This window comes from Qipengyuania sp. BR81-2, from assembly GCF_055693895.1.
In genome coordinates this window covers 287,638-307,731 of the sequence record NZ_CM146344.1, presented here as the reverse complement: position 1 = coordinate 307,731, position 20,094 = coordinate 287,638, and the positions used below count along the sequence as shown (strand labels likewise).

The window sequence follows — 20,094 nt, the reverse complement described above, 5'->3', positions numbered from 1 at the left end:
CTATCACCTCACCCAGTCGAGGCCCATTTCCTCGAACATTTCCTTGTCCTCGCTCCAGCGTTCGTCGGTCTTGACGTGAAGGAAGAGGTGGACTTTCTGGCCGAGAAGTTCGCTCAACTCCTCGCGCGCGGCTTGGCCGATGGCCTTGATCCGGCTGCCGCCCTTGCCAAGCACTATGGCGCGCTGGTTGTCGCGCATGACGACGATCTGCTGGTGGATTTCCACGCTGCCATCGGGGCGCTGGACGTATTTCTCGGGCCGCACCGCGCTGTCGTAGGGCAGTTCCTCGTGCAGCTGCTTGTATAGCTGCTCGCGGGTGATCTCCGCGGCGAGCAGGCGTTCGCTGGCGTCGGAGACCTGGTCTTCCGGGTACATCCACGGACCCTCGGGCATCATGGCGGCGAGGGCTTCCTTCATCTCGGGCACACCGTCGCCGGTCAGTGCGGAGACGAAATAGACCTCTGCGAAATCGACTGCGCCGGTCAGCTCCTGCGCGAGCGCGAGAAGCGGTTCCTTCTTCGCCTTGTCGACCTTGTTGAGGACGAGGATCTTGCGTTCGGGGCGGTCCTTGAGCGCCTCGATCAGTGGTTCCAGCTCGTGGCGGCGCTGCTTGATCGGGTCGACCATCAGCAGGACTGCATCGGCTGCCTCAGCGCCTTCCCACGCCGCGCTGACCATCGCGCGGTCGAGGCGCCGCTTGGGCGCGAAGATGCCGGGCGTGTCGACGAGGATCATCTGCGTGTCCTCATGCAGCGCAATGCCGAGCATTCGCGCACGCGTGGTCTGCGCCTTGGCGCTGGTGATGGCGACCTTCTGGCCCACCAGCTGGTTCACCAGCGTCGACTTGCCCGCATTGGGCGCGCCCAGAACGGCCACGAGGCCGCATTTGGTTTTCGGATCGCTCATCCGAACTTCTCCATGAATTCCTTGGCAGCGGCCTTTTCGGCCTCGCCCTTGCTACTGGCCGTTGCGGTCGCCTCTCCCACCTTGTGGACGCTGACGCGCACCGTGAATTGTGCCGCGTGATCGGGGCCGGAGCGGTCGATCACTTCGTATTCGGGCGGCTTGCGGCGGTTGCCTGCGGCCCATTCCTGAAGCGCGCTCTTGGGGTGCTTGCTTTCGCCAGCGCCGCTCTCCAGCGCAGGGCGCCAGAGGATCTGGATGAGCTTGCGCGAGGCCTTGAACCCGTTTTCGAGGAATTGCGCGCCGAGCAGCGCCTCCATCACGTCGCCGAGGATGTTGTCGCTGTTCCTGCCTCCGTCCGCGCGCGCCTGCTTCGAAATGCGCATGTGGTCGGACAGGCCGATCCCGCGCGCGATGCTCGCACACATTTCGCGACTGACGATCGCATTGAGGCGCTGGGCCAGCTTGCCTTCGGGTGCTTCGCTCTGCTCGTAGAGCCATTGCGCGATGGAAAGCCCTAGGACGCGGTCGCCGAGAAATTCGAGCCGTTCGTAATCGCGCTTCTCGCCGAGGCTGCCGTGTGTGAGCGCGGCGAGCCAGAGTTCGCCATCCTTCACCGTGAAGCCGGTCTCATCCAGCCAGGCGCGCGTGTCGTCTGACAGTGCACTCATATGTCGCTTCCGATCCGGTTCCAGCGAGCGGCCGTGAACCAGGTCCAGGGCAGCAGCCATTCGGCGCTGCCATCGGTCGACCACAGCACCATGCTGGCGCGCGCGACGAGGAGGTCGGCATCGACCAGGCCGACACCGCCACCCGCGGTCGCAGGGAAGCGGCTGTCGAGCGAGTTGTCGCGGTTGTCGCCCATCACGAACAGCTGCCCCTTGGGCACGATGAAGGTGTCGAAACTGTCGCGGGGGCGCGGCCCGAAGTCGAGCGTCATGTAGCTCTTGCCCGAAGGCAGGGTCTCGCGGAACTGGCGGTAGCGACAGGTGGTCTCTTCGACCACAATCCCTCCATCGGGACGGCACTGCGTATTCACACTCATCGGAATGTCGGCAAATCCGGCCTGTTCGCGTTGCACCGGCTCGCCGTTGATGACGAGGGTGCCGTTCTGCATCGCGATCGTGTCACCCGGCAGAGCGATGGCGCGTTTGACGTAGTCGGTGCCGTCGACCGGATGCTTGAAGATCACCACGTCGCCGCGCTCGGGAAGGTCGGCAAACACGCGGCCCGGGATGAGCGGAGCCTCGAACGGCAGCGACAGCTTGGAATAACCGTAGGGCCACTTCGCTGCGACGAGATAGTCGCCATTGCGCAGCACCGGCAGCATGCTTTCGCTGGGAATGGTGAAGGGCGAAAAGATAAAGCTGCGGAAGATCAGCACTGCGAGCACGAGCTTCAGCAGGAACTTGGTGAAATCGCCCCAGCTTTCCTCTTCGTGGTCGGCTTTTGTGGCGTCTGCGACCGCGTCGGGATCCGCATCGGCGTCGGGTTGTGTCAGGCGGGGGTTCTCATTCATCGCCGAAGTCCCTAGTCGGCAATCGAACCCCGCGAAAGGATTTTTGCCCGCCATGACCAAAGCCGCCGCCGATATCTGGAGCGAACTCGCCAACCTTCCGCAGCCCACGCTCCTCGAACTGTTCAGCACTGAGCGCGATGGAGGCGAGGGCAGGGACGAGCCGGGCGGAGATGATCGCGTGGCGATGCTGTCAGGCCGGATCGATCTGGCAGGCGATGCAGCGGGCGATCCCATGGCGCCGGGCGGTATCCTGTTCGACTGGTCGAAAACGCATCTCGACCGTGCAGTGCTGGCGAAGTTTACCGAACTGGCCGAGGCCATGGACTTCACCGAAATGCGCCGCAAGCTCTTCGCCGGCGAGGTCGTCAACCCGACCGAGGGCAGGGCAGCCGATCATGGGACGCTGCGCGGCGTGGGTGACGAGGCGAAGGTCGAGGAAGCGGCTGCGCTGATCGACCGCATGGGCATGCTCGTCGAAGCGATCCACCAAGGCGCATTGGGGGAGGTTGACCACCTCATCCATATCGGCATCGGCGGCAGCGCGCTGGGTCCGGCGCTCGGCGTCGACGCGCTCAGCCGCGACTTTTCGCGCTGCGACGTCCATGTCGTCTCGAACATCGACGGCGTGGCTCTGGAGGCGGCGTTCGCGAAGTGCGATCCGGCCAAGACGCTGATCGCCGTCGCCAGCAAGACCTTCACCACCATTGAGACGATGACCAATGCCGAGAGCGCGCTCAAATGGCTGCGCGACAATGGCGTGTCCGACCCGAGCGGCCGCGTCGTGGCGCTGACCGCCAATCCCGAAGGCGCGGTGGAGTGGGGCGTCGACGAGACCCGCATCCTGCCCTTCCAGGAGAGCGTAGGCGGGCGCTACTCGATCTGGTCCTCGATCGGTTTTCCCGTCGCAATGGCCGTGGGGATGGACGATTTCCGCGAGATGCTCGCCGGTGCGGCCGAGGTCGACAAGCATTTTCGCGACACCGAGGTGGCGGACAATCTCGTCCTGCGCGCCGCCTTCGCCGATCTCTATTACACCCGCGTGCGCGGTTGCCAGACCCGGGCGGTCTTCGTCTACGACGAGCGGCTGGGCCTGTTCCCCGACTACCTCCAGCAGCTCGAGATGGAGAGCAACGGCAAGCGCGTCACTGCCGATATGCAGCCCGTCGACGGCCCGACCGCGCCGATAACCTGGGGCGGGGTGGGCACCGATGCGCAGCACGCGGTGTTCCAGTTGCTCCATCAAGGCACGCACCTGATCCCGGTCGACTTCATCGCCAGCATCGCGCCGGGCGACGAACTGGACCCCGCGCACCACCGGATCCTGCTGATGAATTGCTTTGCACAGGGCGCGGCGCTGATGGTGGGCAAGAAGGGCAAGGACCCCGCGCGCAATTACCCCGGCAACCGACCCTCGGCGACGATCCTCGCCGATGATCTCGATGCAGCAACGCTAGGCGCGCTGATCGCGTTCCACGAACATCGCACCTTCGCCAGCGCCGTACTGATGGGCATCAACCCGTTCGACCAGTTCGGCGTCGAACTCGGCAAGCAGATGGCCAAGGCGATCGAGCAGGGCGGTGAGGAATTCGACGCCAGCACCGAGGGCCTTCTCAAGGCAGCCGGTCTCGACCAGTGATCACCACGATCCTGCTCCTGCTGCTCGGCTTCGCCCTGCTGATGGGCGGCGGCGAGCTGCTTGTGCGAGGCGCCTCTCGCCTTGCGGAGCGGCTCGGCCTTTCCCCGATGCTCGTGGGCCTTGTGATTGTTGGCCTCGGGACCTCGACGCCTGAGCTTGCTGCCAGCGTGCAGGCCTCGCTCGCAGGATCGCCGGGCATTGCGCTCGGCAATATCGTCGGCTCCAACCTCGCCAATACCCTGCTCATCCTCGGCGCCGCGGCCCTGATCGCACCGATAGCCGTGAAAGGCAGCGTTGTTTGGCGCGACGGCATGGTGGGCCTGCTAGGCGTTGCGCTGCTGCTTATCGCCGGGCAAACGCTGGGTCTCGATCGTGTGGTCGGCACCGGCTTCCTAGCGATCCTCATCGCCTATCTCGCCTTTGCCTATCACCAGGAGCGCACCGGCCAGCCCGTCCAGGCTGCCAGCCAGCGCACCACCGCGGTCGAACACACGGATCCCGGCCTGCATCCCGACGAGCCTGTGCCGGGCGATAGCGTGTGGAAAGCGGTCTTCCTCTTTCTCGTCGGGACCGGCCTGATCGTGGCGGGCGGCACCGTGTTGGTCGATGCCGCGATCGAGATCGCCGCGAGCCTCGGGGTGTCCGACACGGTGATCGGCCTTACCGTGGTTGCCGCAGGTACCTCCGCCCCCGAACTCGCGACCACGATCGTGGCCGCTTTCCGCAAGGAGAGCGACATTGCGCTCGGCAATGTGCTCGGCTCGAACATCTACAACATCTTCTTCATCGGCGGCGTCACCGGCCTCGTTGCGCCCGGCCCGATCCCCGACAGTATCCTCACCATCGACCTGTGGGTGCTGTTCGGAGCTGCGCTCGCTGCAATCGTTTTTTCGTGGACCGGGGGACGGCTCGGACGGCGTGAGGGCGGCCTCTTGCTTCTCGCTTACATTGCCTTCCTCGTGATCACGGTGCGGGGCGTCTGAGACGAAGAACTCGCCTCAAAGTGACGGCAGCGCCCGCGCGTGGTAAGCTGCTGGAATGAAAGCATGGTTCGCCCGTCGCTATCTCGATCTGCTGGGATCGATCTACATCTATAACGAACACCGCGGTTACACGGCGCTCGACCGCGTGCTCGAGGCGGTAAAGGCGAAGCATCCCGAGGCCACCGAACTGATCGCCGCGGTCGAAAAGCACCGAGCCGACGAACGCAAGCATTACACTATGTTCAAGCGCTGGTTCCAGCTACGAGGGGAAATGCCCATCGCGCTCGACCGCACTTTCGGCCACATCGACCGCTTCATCGAGATCACTTTTGGTAGCACCATCGACAGCCTCGATACCGATGCGATCATTGCCAGCGACGACCTGTTCGAGCGCCTGTGCAGGGTGATTTCGCTGACCGAGAAGCGCGGGCTGAAGCAGGTCGAGATCCTGCTCGATCACCCCATCGTCAAGCAGGACAAGGCGCTGCACAAGATCTTCCAGGTCGTCCATGTCGACGAGCCCGATCATTTCCTGCCATATGACAAGTGGCTTGCCGAGAATGCACGGCGCATGCCCAATGCGTGGGAGCGCTGGATCGACCGGATGATCCATTCCGAGCTGCTCTTCATCAAGCTTCCGCTGCTGTTCCTCTGGTTCGGTGCGCCCCGGCGGACCGAGTGGCGCGATGCGGGAGAGGCTAATCCCAAGCCCGCTGCGCGTTCGGTAGCGGCCGCCTGACGGACCACATCACCGCATGCTGAAGCGATTTTTCAAACGCCGAGTGGGCTGGATGCTCGTCCGCAATACGGTCGTCAGCACGGGCGTCTTCCTGCTTGGGCTGGTTGTCCTGTGGGGCATGGTCGAGCAGGCAGCGGTCGATCCCGTGGTTGCCACTGCGCTCAGCTTCATTCTGTCGAACAGCATCCACTACGTCCTTGGGCGGACCTGGATTTTCGCCGGCACCGACAGGACGGTCGCGAGCGGCTATGCGCTGTTTCTCGCAAACGCCATGGTCGGACTCGCTGTTACGGTCAGCCTGTTCTGGTTGCTGACCACCTTCACGCCCCTGCATTACCTCGTCGCGAGGGTCGTCGTATCGGTCTTCGCCGGCCTCGCGATGTTCGCGCTGAATGCGACGATCAACTTCCGGCAGGTTTGACAAGCAGGGGGTCTGCATTGACTTTTTGCACTGCAGCATCCAAATGGCCGCCATCGAGGCGCGCTAGCCAGCGTGAAGCGGCGATGACGATACATCCATCGCCCCGGCCGCGCCTCGGTCCAGTTTTTCCAAGGACTTCCCTTTTCACGCGGGTCGTTTGACACCCGCGCCGCGCGACCAATCCGTCTGCGCGCCGCAAGCATATTGCGAGTATACATGACACAATTCACCGACCTCGGGCTGTCGCAGCCCGTGCTCCAGGCCCTCGACATGAAGGGCTACAACGAGCCGACGCCGATCCAGGCGCAGGCCATTCCGCGCGTGCTCGAGGGCCGCGACCTGCTCGGCATCGCGCAGACCGGCACCGGCAAGACCGCGGCCTTCATGCTGCCCAGCATCGACCGCCTGCGTGATGCCGACAAGCAGACGCCGTTCAAGTCCTGCCGCATGCTGGTGCTCGCACCGACGCGTGAACTCGCTGGCCAGATTGCCGAGAGTGCAAAGGACTACGGCGCGCTCGCGGGCCTCAAGGTCCACTCGATCGTAGGCGGTACTTCGGTCAACAAGGACCGGAACAAGCTGCACCGCGGCACCGACATCCTCGTCGCGACGCCGGGCCGTCTGCTCGACCTGATCGACCAGAAGGCCTTCCGCCTCGACGGCGTGGAAATCCTCGTCCTCGACGAGGCCGACCAGATGCTCGACCTCGGCTTCATCCACGCACTGCGCCGCATCAGCGAGCTGGTGCCGGACGATCGCCAGACGCTCTTTTTCAGTGCCACCATGCCCAAGCAGATCCAGGAACTGGTCGGAAAGTACTGCCACAACCCGGTAAAGGTCAGCGTGACGCCCGAAAGCACGACGGCCGAACGCATCGACCAGTATCTCTTCATGGTCCAGCAGGACGAGAAGCAGACGCTGCTGGAGATGATCCTGTCCGAGCGCCACAAGGTGCCCGGCGAGTTCGAACGCGTCCTGATCTTCGCCCGTACCAAGCACGGCTGCGACCGCGTGGTGAAGAAGCTCGGCCAGAAGGGAATTCCAGCGAACGCCATCCACGGCAACAAGAGCCAGCCGCAGCGCCAGCGTGCGCTCGACGAATTCAAGCGCGCCAAGACGCCGATCCTGATTGCGACCGACGTGGCGGCGCGCGGAATCGACATTCCGGGTGTCAGCCACGTGATCAACTACGAGCTGCCCAACGTGCCCGAACAATACGTCCACCGCATCGGCCGCACCGCGCGTGCCGGCAAGGACGGAATCGCGATTGCTTTCTGCGCCGAGGACGAGAGGGATTACCTCAAGGATATCCGCAAGAAGACCGACGCGGAATTCGAGCGCCTGCCGCTGCCTGACAACTTCCGTGCCGTGGTCGAAGGCGTAGGCCCGACCAAGCGCGAGCAGAAGCCGCGCCTAGCGAAGCCCAAAGTGCGCCCCGCTGGCGGTGCGAGTAAACCGAAGCCCAAGCAGAAGCATCCTGCGCGCAAGGGCAAGCCTTCGGGCGCAGGGCAGGGCGGTCAGCCCGGCGGCAATCGTAACCGCAACCGTAACCGCAGCAGGCAGCGCAGCGGAAGGTAAGTCGGAACTTGCTTATCGGCTCACGGTTGGCGAGAGACACGCGCGAAAGCTGACAGGAGCGCCGAATGGCCGACCAATACGATTACGACCTCTTCACTATTGGTGCCGGCTCGGGCGGTGTGCGCGCAAGCCGCGTTGCCGCCGCTCATGGCGCAAAGGTAGCGATTGCGGAGGAATACCGGGTCGGCGGCACCTGCGTGATCCGCGGCTGCGTGCCCAAGAAGATGCTCGTCTACGGCGCCCATTTTGCCGAGGACATCGAGGATTGCCAGAAGTTCGGCTGGACCGTGGAGAAGGCGACCTTCGACTGGAAGACGCTGCGCGACAACGTGCTGTCCGACGTCGATCGCTTGAACGGTCTCTACACGCAGACGCTGGAGAACCACGAGGTCGAGATTTTCGAAGAGCGCGCCGAAATTACCGGCGAGCACGAGATCACGCTCGCCAGCGGGAAGAAGGTCACAGCAAAATACATCCTGATCGCCACCGGCGCCCGTCCGCGCATGCCCGAATGCGAGGGGGCAGAGCACGCGATCAGCTCGAACGAGGCCTTCCATCTCGACGAGGTGCCGAAGAAGATCATCATCGCGGGCGGTGGCTATATCGCCAACGAGTTCGCCGGTATTTTCAACGAGTTCGGATCAAAGGTCTGCATCGTAAATCGCGGCGATACGCTGCTGCGCAGCTATGACGAAAGCCTCCGGGATCGCTTGCTGCAGATATCGATCATGAAAGGCATCGATTTTAAGTTCAACACGAAGTTCGAATACATCAAGCCGTGCGACGAGGGCGGCTACTTCGTGAAGCTGACCGATTGCGATGAAGAACGCGTCGATTGCGTCATGTTCGCTGTTGGCCGCGTGCCCAATACCGAAGGACTGGGCCTAGAGAATGCGGGCGTAGAGCTGGGCGAGGATGGCGAGGTGAAGGTCGACCGCTTCAGCAAGACCAGTGTCGACCACATCTATGCCGTCGGCGATGTGACCGACCGCGTGCAGCTCACCCCGGTCGCGATCCGCGAGGGTCAGGCCTTTGCCGATATGGTCTTCGGCGGAAGTGAGCCGGTCGCGGTCGACTACGGCTGCATCCCAAGTGCGGTCTTCAGCCATCCGCCGATCGCGGCAGTCGGCATGACCGAGGGCGAGGCCCGCAACAAGCTCGGCAGTGTGAAAGTCTACCAGTCGGACTTCCGCGCCATGAAGAACGTGGTGGCAGGCCGCAACGAGCGCAGCCTCTACAAGATGGTGTGCGAGGGCGATAACGACCGCATCGTGGGCATTCACATGATCGGGCCTGAATCGCCCGAGATCATGCAGGCGGCTGCGGTGGCCGTAAAAGCCGGCCTCACCAAGGCCGATTTCGACGCCACCTGCGCCATCCACCCCACCATGGCCGAGGAACTCGTCCTCCTGCGCTGAGCCGCCAAGGCCAGTTGCCAGTTGAAACCTGTCACCCTAGCATCGCGCCAAAAAGGAGAGGCGCGATGACGGGTACGGTACTGGTAACGGGCGGCACGGGTTACATTGCAGGCGAACTGATCAGGCAACTGCTCGCCAGGGGCTGGACGGTCCACGCAACCGTGCGCAGCAAGGCTAAGAGCGAAGCCCTGCTGCGCAATCGTCTCGGCAATCCGCCTGAAGACACATTCAGGGTCTTCGAGGCAGAGCTCATGGACGACGCCGGTTGGGCCGAAGCCGTGGCTGGCTGCACCCATGTCGCGCATGTCGCCTCGCCCATCGCCGCATCGACGCCCAAGGACGAGAACGAGATGATCGTGCCGGCGCGCGAGGGCACGCTGCGCGCGCTGCGCTTTGCTAAGGACGCTGGTGTGAGGCGCTTCGTGCAGACCAGTTCGATGGCCGCGGTCGCCTACGGCAGGGCGGAAAAGGTCTATACGGTCGATGAAAGCGACTGGACCGACGTCAGCCACCCCGATGTCTATCCCTACGTCAAATCGAAGACGATTGCCGAGCGTGCCGCGCGCGACTGGGTGAAGGAAAACGGCGGGGACATGGAGTTTGTCTCGGTCAATCCCTCGATGGTGCTCGGCCCGGTAGAAGATCCGGACTTCTCGCCCTCTGTCGAGGCCGTGAAACAGGTGCTCGACGGCTCGATGCCGATGGCGCCCGACCTCGGCTTTGCGATCGTCGACACGCGCGATGTCGCCGATCTCCACGTTCGCTGCCTCGAGGAGCCCAACCTCGCGAACGAACGCTTCCTTGCCGCGGGCAGGTTCATGAAGATCATCGAGATCGCCGATGTGCTGCGCGAACGTCTGCCTGCGGAGCAGACACGCAAGGTGCCCAAGAAGATCATGCCGAACTGGATGGTCTCGGTCCTCAGTCTGTTCAATCCGGGGGTCCGTTCGATCAAAAGCGAGGTCGGCAAGACCCGCAATGTCGATGCGAGCCACGCCAAGCAGCGTCTCGGCTGGGAAACACGCCAAGAAGAGGAAAGCATCGTCGACTGCGCTAAGAGCCTGATCGATCACGGCGTGGTCAAGGTCTGACCGGTCCCGAAAGTGGACGGGAAGCGGCGGCGCATTGCCAGCCGCTCTCAGGCTCGCCAGAACGCTTGGCAACGAGATCGACGACGGGGACCGCAGTCATGAACATGCTGGCATCGCGCGGCCAATTGCGCGCAAGTTTCCTTCGCTGGGCACTTTTCCTGGTGCCGCTGTGCGTCCTGCTCGGTTTCCTTTCCGGCATGGTCGGGCCCGGGCCGGGCAGCGCGTGGTTCCAGGCGCTCGACAAGCCTGCGATCTATCCCGAGCCGAAATGGTTCGGCATCGTCTGGACGATCCTCTATGTCATGATCGGCCTCGCGACAGCAATGGTCGCATCGGCATGGGGAGCACGCGGACGCGGTGCTGCACTGACGGTCTTCGCACTGCATTTCCTGCTCAACCTCGCATGGACGCCGATCTTCTTCGGAATGCAGCAGTTGACCATCGCGCTCGGCGTGTTGGTGGCGATCGTGCTGTCGTTGCTGGTGGTGATCGTCCTTTATTGGCGCGTGCGGCGCCTCGCGGCGGTCCTCCTGCTGCCGTACCTTGCGTGGGTGTGCTTCGCGACGCTGCTCAACTACGAGTTCCTCCGTCTCAACCCCGATGCCGATGGCGGCTCCTCGGGCGAAGCGGTCGAGCGCGTTCGTATCGGCAATTGAACTGGCCGCCGCGCGCGCCTAGATAGCTTCCATGCAGAGCCAGAACCCGATGATCGCCGACTTCGTCAAACTCGCCAATTCGGCGGCCGGTACGCTTGCGGGCATGACCCGCGAGGCGCGCGAGACTGCGCGTGAACGGGCCAAGGAAGCATTCGGCGGCATGGACTTCGTCACGCGCGAGGAATTCGACGCCGTGAAACAGATGGCGGCCAAGGCGCGCGAGCAGGCTGAAGACCTGGCAGAGCGCGTTGCTGCGCTCGAAGCCAAGACCAAGTGACGCAAGCCCCTGCCGCGCGGTAGGGGAAAGACATGCATCTTCGCGCACCAGCAATCCTGATCGCTGCCCGCCCTCATGGTGAGACGGCTGTGATCGCGCGTCTGCTGACCGAGGAAAGCGGTGTCGTTGCAGCCTATGTCGCAGGTGGTCGCGGAAGGCAGTTGCGCCCTGTCGTCATTCCCGGCAACCTCGTCGAGGCGGAGATCCGCGCCAAGTCCGACAGCCAGCTTCCCTTCGCCCGGCTCGAGCTGGCGCAGAGCCGCGGCCCTTGGCTGGCCGAACCGCTTCCCGCAGCCGCGATCAACTGGACCTGCGCGCTGACCGCCAGTGCCTTGCCCGAACGCAATCCGTATCCCAGCCTCTACAGCGCGCTCTCGGCGTTGCTCGATGCAATCTGCAACGCGCCCTCCGCGCGGGGTTGGGCACCGGCGCTGGCGGCCTATGAAGTGCTGCTTCTGCGCGAGCTCGGCTATGGTGGACAGAAGCCCGAGATAGCGGGCCTTGAGCAGGCTCTGGAAATTCTGCGCGGTTCGGAGCCGCAAATCGCGCGTTACCTGCTTGCCGACACGCGGGCCGACGTTCTAGCCGCAAGGACACTTCTGATGCAGCGGCTCGAACGGATGGCCTGATATGAAAATCGCGATACTGCCCGGTGACGGCATCGGCCCCGAAGTGACCGCCGAGGCGCTGCGCGTGCTCGATGCGCTTTCCTTGCCCGGGCTGGTACTGTTCGAGGGCGACGTAGGCGGTATCGCCTACAGGCGGCACGGCCATCCGCTTCCCTCCGAGACGCTTGAGATCGCGCAAGGCGCCGATGCGGTGCTCTTCGGTGCGGTCGGCGATCCCGAATGCGACGACCTGCCCCGCATGCATCGTCCCGAGCAGGCGATCCTCGGCCTGCGTAGCGAACTCGGCCTTTTTGCCAATCTGCGCCCTGCGGCGGGCTATCCCGGCCTAGAGGATATGTCCTCGCTGCGTCCGGAAGTGGCGCGTGGTATCGACCTGCTGGTCGTGCGCGAGCTCAATGGTGACGTGTATTTCGGCGACAAGGGCGAGCGGTCCAGCGATGGTGGGCGCGAGGGGTGGGATGCCATGTCCTATAACGAAGCAGAGGTTCGCCGCATCGCACACACGGGTTTCCGCGCCGCGCAGAAACGTCGCGGCCGGCTCACCAGCGTCGACAAGGCGAACGTGCTCGAGACCAGCCGCATCTGGCGCGAAACCGTGATCGAGGTCGCAGCCGAATATCCCGATGTCGAACTCGACCACATGTATGTCGACAATGCCGCCATGCAGATGGTGCGTAGCCCGGGCCAGTTCGATGTGATCCTGACGGGCAACCTCTTCGGAGATATCCTGTCCGACCAGGCGAGCGCCTGCGTCGGCTCGATCGGCCTCCTTGCGAGCGCGAGCCTCGGCGAGCGGCAGACCGAATTCGGCACTTTCGGACTTTACGAGCCGATCCACGGCAGCGCGCCCGACATCGCGGGGCAGGGCAAGGCGAACCCCATCGCCGCAATCCTTAGCCTTGCGATGCTCCTGCGCCATTCGCTTGGCCGCGAGACCGAGGCGGGCCGCATCGAACGTGCGGTAGCCAAGGTCGTCGCCAGCGACGTGCGCGGCGCGGACCTCGGCGGCAGCGCCACGACGAGCGAAATCGGCGACGCGGTGCTGCGCGCGCTATCCGCCCTGTCTTGAATTTGTAGGCAATTCGCGTCAGGCGGGCGGCATGGCGCTCGACCTTGCGATCATCCTTCCCACGCTCAACGAGCGCGACAATCTCGCGCCGCTGGTCGACCGTATCGAGGAAGCACTGGGCCCGAGCGGATGGGAGGTGCTCGTGGTGGACGACAATTCCGCCGACGGCACGGCCGACGAGGCGCGGAGGCTGGCCCGCAGCGATACCCGTGTCCGCGTGATCCAGCGTATCGGTCGCCGGGGCCTGTCGAGCGCCGCTATCGAGGGCTTCTGCGCCACTGCCGCACCCTATGTGGCAGTGATGGATGCCGACCACCAGCACGATCCCAAGCTGCTGAAGACGATGCTCGAGGCTGTCCGTTCGGGCGAAGCGGAAGTCGCTGTTGCCAGCCGCTTCGCCGAGGGTGCGAGCATGGAGGAATGGGGCAGGCCCGACCGCGAGAAGCTGTCGTCGGTGGCAAACAGTCTCGCGCGGCGGCTGACCGGGGTCGAGCTGTCCGACCCGATGAGCGGCTATTTCCTGCTGTCATCCGACAGGGCTCGCGCGCTCGTGCCGCGACTATCGGGCATCGGCTTCAAGATCCTGCTCGACCTGCTGGCAACCTCAGACCGCCCGCTGAAGGTGAAGGACTTCCCGATGAATTTTGCCGCGCGGAGGGCGGGCGAAAGCAAGCTCGACCGCGCGATCGCGCTCGACTTCCTCGCCGGGCTCTACGACAAGAGCTTCGGGCGGATCATCCCGACCCGTTTCGCGCTATTCGGCACGGTCGGTGCGCTGGGCGTGCTCGTGCACCTCGCCATCCTCTACCTGTGCCTGCTTGCCTTCGGCGCGGGTTTCACTTGGGCGCAAGGCATCGCGACCTTCGGGGCGATGACCTTCAACTTCTGGCTCAACAATTTCCTCACCTATCGCGACCGCCGTCTGAAGACCTTTGGCAAGGTCCTTGCCGGCTGGGCGAGCTTCGTCGCCGCCTGTTCGGTCGGCGCTTTTGCGAATATCGCCGTCGCCAGCGCGCTGTTTTCGCGTGGGCTGCACGAAGTGCTCGCCGCAATGGTGGGGATCGGGATTGGCTCGGTCTGGAACTATGCCCTCTCAAGCCGCTTCGTCTGGGGCCGCTACTAGGCCGCTAGCGCCAGCTTTCGAGCCAGGTCCATACGGCGAAGCTGTCCGGCCGCGCCAAGGGCTCCGCAGCGATGATTTCGTAGAAGAAAATGAAAACCAGCAGATTGGCGATCAGCACCGCGCCAGCGATCTTTCCGCGCCCCGCATTTCGCAGGTCCGAAAGCGCGAGGGCCAGGGCCACCAGCAGGGCCGTGCTCGGCAGGAAGTAGTGGTAGTAGAACTGGATTGGCTTGGCCGCGAAAATCCAGAAACCGAGGCTGATCGCGTAGAGCAGGGCGACCGCACCATGCATCGGGCTTCTCGCCAAGATTCCCTGCCAGGCGCACCATATCAGCGCGGGAATACCGATGAGCATCGTCAGCGGGTTGCCAATCAGCATGACGCCGCGCTGCGCCCCGTCGATAGGCTCGTAGAGATACCAGATCGCTCGCCAGTTCAGGACCCATTCGGGCCAGTTCGATTGGTAGGGATGGGGCTTTAGTACCTGCGTCTGCAGCTCTAGCATGAAGCGATGGTGCGAGATCAGCCCCTCGGTGATCGGCTGGTAGGTGAAGTGGTAGGCCGGCCAGAATGTCGTGGCGTAGACGAGCAGCGGTACGATGCCGAGCCAAAGGAATGCCTCCACCAGCGTCATGCCGGGCACGGGCATGCCGCGGCGGCTCAGGAGCAGGCGACGACGACCGGCGAACCAGCGCAGAACGAGGAACGCGAGCCCCGGGACCGCCGCGATGATCAGCGTGCTCCACTTGCTTGCCATGGCCAGACCCAGCGCGACGCCCGCCAAAGCCAGTCGCCAGCGGCCGGTCTCGGGCTCGCGCATGGCGGCGGCGCATTGCCAGAAAGCGACGAGGATGCCTGCGATGGCAAAGACATCGAGCATGGCAATGCGCGAGTGGATGAAGAGATGGAAGCCAGTGGCCACGAGCAATCCGCTCACGAGGCTCGTATAGCGCTCCTGCGTGCCGAACCAGACCGTTCGCTGGACGGCGAATAGCGCCAGTGCCCCGGCCAGTGAGGGCATGATCCGCCAGCCCCAAGGGTTGTCGCCCAGCAGCATCATGCCGAGCGCGATCATCTCCTTGCCGAACAGCGGATGTTCGCGGTTCGAGAAAGTGTCGAGTGCGATCAGGTCACGCGCGGCGGGCAGGTAGTGGATTTCGTCGAAGTAGGGCTGCGACGGAATGCCGAGGTTCCACGCGACCAGCAGCCAGAAGCCAAGCGCCAGCGCGGCGCTCCAGAGGATCGGGTCTTGCGGTTGCTCGGGCGCGCGGCTCATCGCAGGCGGGCTTAGGAGGCCGCCGTGCGCCCGGCAAGCGGGTCAGGCGGCTTCTGCGCGCTTTTCCAGCCAGAAGAGGCGGGCAACCATGGCGAGCAGGCCGATGCTGGCCGTACAGACCACGAAGAGGAGCCAGGGGAAGATGGACATGCCTGCCGCGCGGGCTCGCGGAAGCACGAAGAACAGCGCGACGGTCAGCGAGATCAAGAGGTCCCACCAGACCTGTACGCCCCACAGGTTCTGCGTGTGGTTGAGCCAGACCGGAAGGACACCTTCATACAGGATGGTGATCGCAGTGAACGCACCGAAGCCGCCCGAAAGCGCAGCTGCAAGGGCTGCGCTGCCGACCTTCTCTTGCGAGACGACGATATAGATCATGGCGGCAAGGGCCGCGGCGAGACCGGCGAGGAAAAGGATGACGAAGGGCGACATTGCGAACTCCCGAGTCGGATGTAGCAGGTGCTACACTTGTAGCCTTTTGTAGCACTCGCTACAAGTGCGCCATGTCAAAGCCGCGAATGACCCGCCAAACCTTGTTGCCGGCTATGGCCGCGCATGTGCTGGAGCACGGCATTGCCGGCGTCAGCCTGCGCCCGCTCGCCAAGGCTGCGGGGACGAGCGATCGCATGCTCATATATCACTTCGGAAATCGGCAGGGCGCCATCGAGGCGCTGCTAGATTACCTCGCCAAGCTCTACGAAACCGGCCTGGAAGCAGCCTTGCCCGCCAAGCGGGCACGCAACCGGCGCGAGACGGTAAGGCAAATACTGGAGGTCACCGCAGCGGACGAACTCAAGCCCTTCATGCGGCTGTGGTGGGACGTCGTCGCGGCAGCAGCATCGGGCGACGAGACTTTCCGCAAGAGCGCGGCGTCCACCATGGGCCTGCTGCTCGACTGGCTCGAGGCGCACATGCCCGAAGCCGATCCCGATCCGCGCGGCGGCGCGCGCTTGCTGCTCACCTTTATCGAGGGATCGCAGATGCTCGATGCCGTGGGACGCGCGGATATTGCCGAAGCTGGGCTTGCTGCCCTCGAAGGGTGACCTGCTTGCCGCCGCGAAACTGCGTGCTATCGCAGGCGCCATGAAGAAGACCACCGGCACCGACCGTTCGATCACTTCCAAGTGGCGTCCCGCAACGCAGGCCGTGCGCGGAGGCACATGGCGCAGCGAGCATGGCGAGACGAGCGAAGCGCTCTTCCTCACCTCGGGCTATACCTACGACAATGCGCAGACCGTCGCCGACAGGTTTGCAGGCGAAGCCGAGGGCATGACCTATTCGCGCCTCCAGAATCCCACGGTGGCAATGCTGGAGGAACGGATTGCGCTGATGGAAGGCGCCGAGGCGTGCCGCGCGCAGGCAAGCGGCATGGCCGCGATGACGACGGCGCTGCTCTGCCAGCTGTCCGCCGGAGACCACATCGTCGGAGCGCGTGCGGCCTTCGGGTCCTGCCGCTGGCTGCTCGACCACCTGCTGCCGCGTTTCGGCATCGAGACCTCCGTGGTCGACAGCGCAGACAATGATGCATGGGAAGCAGCGATCCGGCCGAACACCAAGGTTTTCTTCTTCGAGACGCCGGCCAACCCCACGCTTGACGTGGTGGATCTCGCGCATGTCTGCGGCCTCGCAAAGTCGCGCGGCATCACCACCGTGGTCGACAATGCTTTTGCGACCAGCGCGCTCCAGCGCCCGATGGATTTCGGCGCTGACGTGGTGGCCTATTCTGCGACCAAGCTGATGGACGGACAGGGCAGGGTGCTCGCCGGCGCCGTCTGCGGTTCGCGTGAGTGGATCGAAGAGGTGCTGCTGCCGTTCCAGCGCAATACCGGCCCCAATGTCGCCCCCTTCAATGCCTGGGTCGTCCTGAAGGGTCTAGAAACCCTGAGCATGCGCGCACTCAAGCAGAGCGAGAACGCGGTGGAGCTGGGCAAGTTCATCGAAGCGCGCGTCCCGCGCATGCTGCATCCCGGCCTCGAGAGCCATCCGCGCCACGCGCTCGCGCTCGAACAGATGAGCGCGACGGGCCCGATCTTCGCCTTCGACGTCGAAAGCCGCGAGCGCGCCTTCGCCATCCTCGATGCGCTCGAATTGGTCGATATCTCGAACAACATCGGCGATGCGCGCAGCCTGATGTGCCACCCCGCCAGTACCACGCACGCGGGCATGACGGCAGAAGACCGCGAAGCGATGGGCGTGACCGAGGGTCTGCTGCGGATCAACGTCGGGCTGGAAGATGTGGAGGACCTGCGCGAGGATCTCGACCGGGCTCTGGGGGCTGCCGGGATTTAGCGGCAGCCGAAGAAGTACGGATCCTTACAATCAAATTCTCCCTGCATCCGTCACCAAAAACCGCGAGGGAGATGTTTCATGCGCAATGGAATTGCTGCTATTCTTGTTTTGGCGCTTATGACGACGCCTGGGATCGCAAAATCACGAGACAGCAACTCCTCTCAAGATTCTGGCACATTGAAATTCGAGGCGAGTGTCAAACCGACCTTCGCCTTCGATGCTAGTTCCTCGGACACACGTGATGAGGATCGTGACCGCCTTCAGGATGCGACTGCTGAAAGCGGAATTGCTCTTACTTACACCACACAACTCGATAGTGAGGTGAACTTCGAATTCTCAATTGGCGCCGTGACCGACAGCGATTGGGAACCTGGCGATGACGATCCTTCGACTTCCGGCTTCAAGACTTCGGTGAAATTCGATCGTGCCCTAGCATCGAAGGAAAACTTGGAGACCTCGGCCTTCACGGCAATACGCTTCGAGCATGGCCGTGATAATTTCTTTGAATCTCCGACGACCAATAACGGGACTTTCGAAGCAGGTCTGCAATTCCAATTTGAACGCGAGGGTTCGCCCCACACCTTTTCTCTCAAACCATCGTTGCTCAGGGTGGAGTCGTCGAGCTCCCTCAAGGAGCGGTGGGGCGCGTCAGCATTGCTTAGCCACAAGTACAAGTTGTCCGAAGACATCACTTGGGCAACGACTGGAAAATACGAATATCAAACCTTCGACCGCGTCCTAGACGGTTCGAGGATCACGCATTTTTTCTCGGCAAATCCGGGGTCAGTTATGGCTATGACCTTGGCGATGATTTGGAGCTCAAGTTGTCGGTGGATCTCGCGTTGAGGATCAAAGATCGTAAAGACACCGATATCCTGCGAGATGACGCGAGCATCTTTGTCAGTCCCGGACTGTCGCTCAGTAGGGAATGGTGACCTCAAGCGACCAAAGTCGGGAGGCGCGAGTTCAGGCCACCGTGTGTAGTCCCGAGCAGTCCTAACGGCGCCAGCCCTTCGCAAGGGCGATCCCGGACAATTCCTCGCCCAATGCGTGCGCGCTGGCGAGGGCGGTGTTGGGCTGGGTGTTGTCGGTCAGCGCCTCGCTGACGTCGAGGCCGGCACCGCCGATGAGCGACATGATGAGGCCTTCGTCTCGGGTCATTCCCGCGGCGCAGCAGGGCGCAAGATAGATCTTGCGCCGCGAGTTCCGCGCCAGCTCTGTCACCAACGTCCGGGTGAGAAGCAGCAATCTGCGAAACCGTGGTCCCGCCGCATCGAGGGCGAGCATTGTTGCGCGCGCGTCCGAGAGGCCGTGGCTGGCGAGCCTGCGGATCATAACGAGGCCGAGAGTCTCGTGGCGCCGCGTAGGCAAGGGAAGGTCGAGGACGGTGGAAGCATTGGACTTGGACATGCGATCTCCTTTGCCGACCGATAATATGCTAATGATAATCATTCGCAAGTGAAGAATTGGCGCTTTTCCCTTTTGTGTTTTCGGGACCGGTCTGTGATGAGGAGGAGAGGGAGAGAGCAGTGACCAAGACCGTCGAATTCATTCTCGATCTGGGTGCGCCCAACGGATATCTCGCCTGGTATCCGCTGAAGGACATTGTCTCGCGGACAGGCGCCGAGCTTGTCGTCACGCCCGTGTTTCTAGGCGGCATGCACAAGATCACGGGCAATTCGCCGCCGATGATGCGCGATGCGAATGTGAAGGGGAAGGTGCCCTACGCAGCGCTCGAATTCAGGCGCTTCCTCGACCGGCACGGGCTGGACAAGTTCTCCATGCACCCGGACCTTCCGTTCAACACGATCCTGCTGCAGCGTGTGCTGGTGGCCTCGAGCGACCAGGCCGAAATGCAGGCGCTGGTCGACCTGCTGCAGCCCGCCGTGTGGGAGCGCAATATCGACTGCAGCGATGTCGAATTGGTGGGCGAAGTGCTGGCAAGCGGAGGCTTCGATGCGGAGCGCCTGTTGACGGCGACGCAGGATCCGGTGGTTAAGGCCAAGCTTGCTGCGAATACCGAGCAGGCCGTGGAGAGGGGCGCTTTCGGAATACCGACCTTTTTCGTCGGCGATGAAATGTGGTTCGGCAAGGAAAGGCTCGGCCAGCTCGAAGAGTATCTCTCCGGCGGCAAGCCGTGATCAGGTGACTTCGGGCAAGCGGCTCAGAGGCCGAATGCGTAGTACGTCAGGATCATCACCTGCGGGGCGATCAACGACAGTTCGATGATGCCAAATCCGCCGCAGTCGCGGCTGAGGTTGCGGATGAAGTGAAACAACATTTTTCCCTCCTCGACCGGCTCTTCGGTGACCGGCGGGCCATCCAGATATTTTCCGATTCCGTCCTGTCCCAATGGCTGGAGTCGGTCTTCCCTTTCCATGGAATAAGCGAATGCCCCTAACCGCCTACTGAGAACTGCGGTTAATGAAAGTTACCGACGATTTGGGGCAATGATAGCTGTTGAGAAGCGCGACAATATTTCCTTGC

23 protein-coding genes are annotated in these 20,094 nt (G+C 63.3%); 16 read left to right on the top strand and 7 right to left on the bottom strand.

Annotation, left to right across the window (positions count from 1 at the left end):
* Nucleotides 1–3 precede the first annotated feature (3 nt).
* The 3 genes from era to lepB are packed head-to-tail and all read right to left on the bottom strand — an operon-like array spanning nucleotide 4 to nucleotide 2,422.
* Nucleotides 4–906 carry a GTPase Era gene (gene era / locus ACZ1G8_RS01570; protein WP_221554084.1) on the bottom strand — a complete coding sequence of 301 codons (903 nt, stop codon included), beginning with the start codon at nucleotides 904–906 and terminating at the stop codon, nucleotides 4–6.
* Nucleotides 903–1,574: a ribonuclease III gene (rnc, locus tag ACZ1G8_RS01565; RefSeq protein WP_472680091.1), complete on the bottom strand. Its 672-nt coding sequence runs from the start codon at nucleotides 1,572–1,574 to the stop codon at nucleotides 903–905. Before rnc ends, era begins: the two co-directional genes overlap by 4 nt.
* Complete coding sequence (lepB, locus tag ACZ1G8_RS01560) at nucleotides 1,571–2,422, bottom strand: signal peptidase I (protein ID WP_472680090.1); 852 nt, start codon at nucleotides 2,420–2,422, stop codon at nucleotides 1,571–1,573. The genes rnc and lepB overlap by 4 nt, the downstream gene beginning before the upstream one ends.
* A gap of 52 nt (nucleotides 2,423–2,474) precedes the next feature.
* Between lepB and pgi the strand changes: the two genes are divergently transcribed.
* The 12 genes from pgi to ACZ1G8_RS01500 all read left to right on the top strand — a co-directional run bounded on the left by pgi (nucleotide 2,475) and on the right by ACZ1G8_RS01500 (nucleotide 14,042).
* Nucleotides 2,475–4,058 carry a glucose-6-phosphate isomerase gene (gene pgi / locus ACZ1G8_RS01555; protein ID WP_472680089.1) on the top strand — a complete coding sequence of 528 codons (1,584 nt, stop codon included), beginning with the start codon at nucleotides 2,475–2,477 and terminating at the stop codon, nucleotides 4,056–4,058.
* Nucleotides 4,055–5,041 carry a calcium/sodium antiporter gene (locus ACZ1G8_RS01550; protein ID WP_472680088.1) on the top strand — a complete coding sequence of 329 codons (987 nt, stop codon included), beginning with the start codon at nucleotides 4,055–4,057 and terminating at the stop codon, nucleotides 5,039–5,041. The genes pgi and ACZ1G8_RS01550 overlap by 4 nt, the downstream gene beginning before the upstream one ends.
* Nucleotides 5,042–5,096: 55 nt before the next feature.
* Entirely contained in the window at nucleotides 5,097–5,780 is a 684-nt protein-coding gene (locus tag ACZ1G8_RS01545; protein WP_472680087.1) for a ferritin-like domain-containing protein, read from the top strand.
* 16 nt (nucleotides 5,781–5,796) lie between these two features.
* Complete coding sequence (locus tag ACZ1G8_RS01540) at nucleotides 5,797–6,201, top strand: GtrA family protein (protein ID WP_472680086.1); 405 nt, start codon at nucleotides 5,797–5,799, stop codon at nucleotides 6,199–6,201.
* Between the two features lie 216 nt (nucleotides 6,202–6,417).
* Nucleotides 6,418–7,779 carry a DEAD/DEAH box helicase gene (locus ACZ1G8_RS01535; RefSeq protein ID WP_472680085.1) on the top strand — a complete coding sequence of 454 codons (1,362 nt, stop codon included), beginning with the start codon at nucleotides 6,418–6,420 and terminating at the stop codon, nucleotides 7,777–7,779.
* A 65-nt stretch (nucleotides 7,780–7,844) separates the two neighbouring features.
* On the top strand, nucleotides 7,845–9,197 hold the full coding sequence (gorA, locus tag ACZ1G8_RS01530; RefSeq protein ID WP_472680084.1) for a glutathione-disulfide reductase: 1,353 nt from the start codon (nucleotides 7,845–7,847) through the stop codon (nucleotides 9,195–9,197).
* A gap of 65 nt (nucleotides 9,198–9,262) precedes the next feature.
* Nucleotides 9,263–10,288: an NAD-dependent epimerase/dehydratase family protein gene (locus ACZ1G8_RS01525; RefSeq protein WP_472680083.1), complete on the top strand. Its 1,026-nt coding sequence runs from the start codon at nucleotides 9,263–9,265 to the stop codon at nucleotides 10,286–10,288.
* 98 nt (nucleotides 10,289–10,386) lie between these two features.
* On the top strand, nucleotides 10,387–10,944 hold the full coding sequence (locus tag ACZ1G8_RS01520) for a TspO/MBR family protein (protein ID WP_472680082.1): 558 nt from the start codon (nucleotides 10,387–10,389) through the stop codon (nucleotides 10,942–10,944).
* Nucleotides 10,945–10,975: 31 nt separating this feature from the next.
* Nucleotides 10,976–11,221 (top strand): accessory factor UbiK family protein, encoded by a 246-nt coding sequence (locus tag ACZ1G8_RS01515; protein ID WP_221428094.1) that lies wholly within the window; start codon nucleotides 10,976–10,978, stop codon nucleotides 11,219–11,221.
* A 32-nt stretch (nucleotides 11,222–11,253) separates the two neighbouring features.
* Nucleotides 11,254–11,850, top strand: a complete 597-nt coding sequence (gene recO / locus ACZ1G8_RS01510; RefSeq protein ID WP_472680081.1) for a DNA repair protein RecO — start codon at nucleotides 11,254–11,256, stop codon at nucleotides 11,848–11,850.
* 1 nt (nucleotide 11,851) lies between these two features.
* Complete coding sequence (gene leuB / locus ACZ1G8_RS01505) at nucleotides 11,852–12,919, top strand: 3-isopropylmalate dehydrogenase (RefSeq protein WP_472680080.1); 1,068 nt, start codon at nucleotides 11,852–11,854, stop codon at nucleotides 12,917–12,919.
* Nucleotides 12,920–12,950: 31 nt separating this feature from the next.
* Nucleotides 12,951–14,042: a glycosyltransferase gene (locus tag ACZ1G8_RS01500; protein WP_472680079.1), complete on the top strand. Its 1,092-nt coding sequence runs from the start codon at nucleotides 12,951–12,953 to the stop codon at nucleotides 14,040–14,042.
* Between the two features lie 4 nt (nucleotides 14,043–14,046).
* Here ACZ1G8_RS01500 and ACZ1G8_RS01495 read toward each other — a convergent pair whose 3' ends face one another.
* Nucleotides 14,047–15,318 carry a phospholipid carrier-dependent glycosyltransferase gene (locus ACZ1G8_RS01495; RefSeq protein WP_472680078.1) on the bottom strand — a complete coding sequence of 424 codons (1,272 nt, stop codon included), beginning with the start codon at nucleotides 15,316–15,318 and terminating at the stop codon, nucleotides 14,047–14,049.
* Between the two features lie 42 nt (nucleotides 15,319–15,360).
* Nucleotides 15,361–15,750 carry a hypothetical protein gene (locus ACZ1G8_RS01490; RefSeq protein ID WP_472680077.1) on the bottom strand — a complete coding sequence of 130 codons (390 nt, stop codon included), beginning with the start codon at nucleotides 15,748–15,750 and terminating at the stop codon, nucleotides 15,361–15,363.
* An 86-nt stretch (nucleotides 15,751–15,836) separates the two neighbouring features.
* Between ACZ1G8_RS01490 and ACZ1G8_RS01485 the strand changes: the two genes are divergently transcribed.
* The 3 genes from ACZ1G8_RS01485 to ACZ1G8_RS01475 all read left to right on the top strand — a co-directional run bounded on the left by ACZ1G8_RS01485 (nucleotide 15,837) and on the right by ACZ1G8_RS01475 (nucleotide 18,453).
* Entirely contained in the window at nucleotides 15,837–16,361 is a 525-nt protein-coding gene (locus ACZ1G8_RS01485; protein ID WP_472680076.1) for a TetR/AcrR family transcriptional regulator, read from the top strand.
* 40 nt (nucleotides 16,362–16,401) lie between these two features.
* Nucleotides 16,402–17,607 (top strand): trans-sulfuration enzyme family protein, encoded by a 1,206-nt coding sequence (locus ACZ1G8_RS01480; RefSeq protein ID WP_472680075.1) that lies wholly within the window; start codon nucleotides 16,402–16,404, stop codon nucleotides 17,605–17,607.
* A 78-nt stretch (nucleotides 17,608–17,685) separates the two neighbouring features.
* Complete coding sequence (locus tag ACZ1G8_RS01475) at nucleotides 17,686–18,453, top strand: hypothetical protein (protein WP_472680074.1); 768 nt, start codon at nucleotides 17,686–17,688, stop codon at nucleotides 18,451–18,453.
* Between the two features lie 150 nt (nucleotides 18,454–18,603).
* Here the strand turns inward: ACZ1G8_RS01475 and ACZ1G8_RS01470 are convergent, their stop codons facing one another.
* A complete protein-coding gene (locus ACZ1G8_RS01470) occupies nucleotides 18,604–19,017 on the bottom strand; it encodes a DUF6628 family protein (protein ID WP_472680073.1) in 414 nt (137 codons plus the stop codon).
* Nucleotides 19,018–19,136: 119 nt separating this feature from the next.
* On the opposite strand from ACZ1G8_RS01470, the gene ACZ1G8_RS01465 reads away from it, so the two are divergent.
* A complete protein-coding gene (locus ACZ1G8_RS01465; protein ID WP_472680072.1) occupies nucleotides 19,137–19,748 on the top strand; it encodes a DsbA family protein in 612 nt (203 codons plus the stop codon).
* 23 nt (nucleotides 19,749–19,771) lie between these two features.
* On the opposite strand, the gene ACZ1G8_RS01460 is transcribed toward ACZ1G8_RS01465, so the two are convergent.
* A complete protein-coding gene (locus ACZ1G8_RS01460; RefSeq protein WP_472680071.1) occupies nucleotides 19,772–19,987 on the bottom strand; it encodes a hypothetical protein in 216 nt (71 codons plus the stop codon).
* Nucleotides 19,988–20,094: the final 107 nt, after the last annotated feature.